The sequence below is a fragment of the Streptomyces sp. NPDC107538 genome, from assembly GCF_055657445.1.
This window is the reverse complement of the sequence record NZ_JBVKAY010000003.1, coordinates 915,030-917,280: the sequence shown is the minus strand read 5'-3', so window position 1 is coordinate 917,280 and position 2,251 is coordinate 915,030. Positions and strand designations below refer to the sequence as shown.

At 71.9% G+C, this 2,251-nt stretch carries 2 protein-coding genes; one reads left to right on the top strand and one right to left on the bottom strand.

Annotated elements, in window-relative coordinates:
* Window positions 1-158 precede the first annotated feature (158 nt).
* Window positions 159-1,091 carry a Ppx/GppA family phosphatase gene (locus tag ACZ7MG_RS14565; RefSeq protein WP_471390608.1) on the bottom strand — a complete coding sequence of 311 codons (933 nt, stop codon included), beginning with the start codon at window positions 1,089-1,091 and terminating at the stop codon, window positions 159-161.
* Between the two features lie 71 nt (window positions 1,092-1,162).
* On the opposite strand from ACZ7MG_RS14565, the gene ACZ7MG_RS14560 reads away from it, so the two are divergent.
* Window positions 1,163-2,056: a DUF3109 family protein gene (locus ACZ7MG_RS14560; RefSeq protein ID WP_471390605.1), complete on the top strand. Its 894-nt coding sequence runs from the start codon at window positions 1,163-1,165 to the stop codon at window positions 2,054-2,056.
* Window positions 2,057-2,251: the final 195 nt, after the last annotated feature.

The window sequence follows — 2,251 nt, the reverse complement described above, 5'->3', positions numbered from 1 at the left end:
TCGCGCAGTTCCCCGCGCCCCTGAAGAGCCGGGGCTGCGCCCCGTGCTCTTCGGGCCGAAAAAGCAGGGGCGCAGCCCCGCTTTTTCAGGGGCGCGGGGAACTGCGCGAGACGCCCCCACTCACCCGCACCCGCCCACAAACCAGCCCTACCCTCCCCCTACGCCGTCCCCATGTGATCCAACCGCCGCAGAATCACACCCTCCCGCAGCGCCCACGGGCAGATCTCCAGGGTCTCCACCTGGAAGAGATCCATCGCGGCCTCCGCCACCAGCGCCCCCGCGAGCAGCTGGTTGGCGCGGCCCTCGGAGACGCCGGGGAGCGCGGCACGCTGGACGGTGGTCATGCCGGCGAGCTTGGGGACCCAGGACTCCAGCGCCTCGCGCTTGAGGTCGCGCTGGACATAGAGCCCCTCCGCGGAGCGCGCCGCACCCCCGATCCGGGCGAGCTGCTTGAACGTCTTGGACGTGGCGACGACATGGTCGGGCGCCCCGAAGCGGCTGAACTCGCCGACCGTACGGGCGATCTGGGCCCGGACATGGCGGCGCAGGGCGCGGATGTCGTCGGGGGTGGCCGGGTCGCCGGGGAGCCAGCCGGCGGTGAGACGGCCGGCGCCCAGCGGCAGCGAGGCCGCGGCGTCCGGCTCCTCGTCTATGCCGTACGCGATCTCCAGGGAGCCGCCGCCGATGTCGAGGACGAGGAGCTTGCCGGCCGACCAGCCGAACCAGCGGCGGACGGCGAGGAAGGTCAGCCGGGCCTCCTCCGCGCCGGTGAGGACCTGCAGTTCGACACCGGTCTCGTCCTTGACGCGGGCGAGGACGTCGTCGGCGTTGCTGGCCTCGCGCACCGCGGAGGTGGCGAACGGGAGCAGTTCCTCGACGCCCTTGTCCTCGGCGGCCTGGAGTGCCTCGTGGACGACGCCTATGAGTTTGTCGACCCCTTCGGGGCCGATGGCCCCGGCCCCGTCGAGGAGTTGGGCAAGGCGCAGCTCCACCTTGTGCGAGTGCGCGGGCAGGGGGCGCGCGCCGGGATGTGCGTCCACCACCAGCAGATGCACCGTGTTCGATCCCACGTCGAGGACACCGAGTCTCATGGGCGGAACGCTACTGCCAGCGAAGCCGTGCACCGTCCTCGATGTGGGCTCGGGCGCCGTACCCTGGTCTGGTGCCAAAGACGAAAAAGGCAAAGGCTGACAAGTCGGCAGCGGGATCGGTCGCGGCCGACGGCTCTTCGCGGGCGAAGGCGGTGACCAAGCCGTCCCGGTCGAGGACGAAGGGCTCTGCGGAGTCCACCGTGCCGGACGAGAAGGGGCTCGATTTCGCGCGCGCGTGGGTGGAGTTCCCCGATCCGGCGGACGACGAGCAGGTCTTCCGCTGCGACCTGACCTGGCTGACCTCTCGCTGGAACTGCATCTTCGGCAGCGGCTGCCAGGGCATCCAGCCGGGCCGCGCGGCCGACGGGTGCTGCAGCCTGGGAGCGCACTTCTCCGACGAGGACGACGAGAAGCGCGTCGCCGGGCATGTGGCGAGGCTCACTCCGGAGATCTGGCAGTTCCACGATGTGGGCACGGAGACCGGCTGGGTCTCCAAGGACGAGGACGGCGACCGCCAGACCCGGCCGTACAAGGGGTCGTGCATCTTCCAGAACCGGCCCGGTTTCGCGGGGGGCGCGGGCTGTTCGCTGCACATCCTGGCGCTCAAGGAGGGCCGCGAGCCGCTGGAGACCAAGCCGGACGTCTGCTGGCAGCTGCCGGTCCGGCGTACGTACGACTGGATCGACCGGCCCGACGACACGCGGGTGCTCCAGGTGTCGATCGGCGAGTACGACCGCCGCGGCTGGGGGCCGGGCGGCCACGATCTGCACTGGTGGTGCACGTCGGCGACCTCGGCCCACGGCGCGGGCGACCCGGTCTACGTCTCGTACCGCCCGGAGCTCACCGAACTGATGGGCAAGGCCGCCTACGACCGCCTGGTCGAGCTGTGCGAACAGCGCCTGGCGTCCCAGCTCCCGCTGGTGGCTCCGCATCCGGCGGATCCGGCGGATCCGACGGGGGCGTAGGCGGGGAGTCCGGCGGCTCGGGCGGGCGGCGGGTGATTCGGGTAGCCCTGGGCCGGCCGCAGCAGAGGCTCCGGCAAGCCGGATGACCAGCTCGGTCGGGCCAAGCCGGAGGGTCCGGTAGACCGGTGAGCGGCTCGGACGAACCAGTCCGCGAGTCGCCGGGCGGCAACCCCCACCGGGCAGCAAGCCCGCGGG

Coding starts and splice junctions, on each gene's coding strand:
- ACZ7MG_RS14565 (WP_471390608.1), bottom strand. CDS start 1,091: ATGAGACTCGGTGTCCTCGACGTGGGATCGAACACGGTGCATCTGCTG.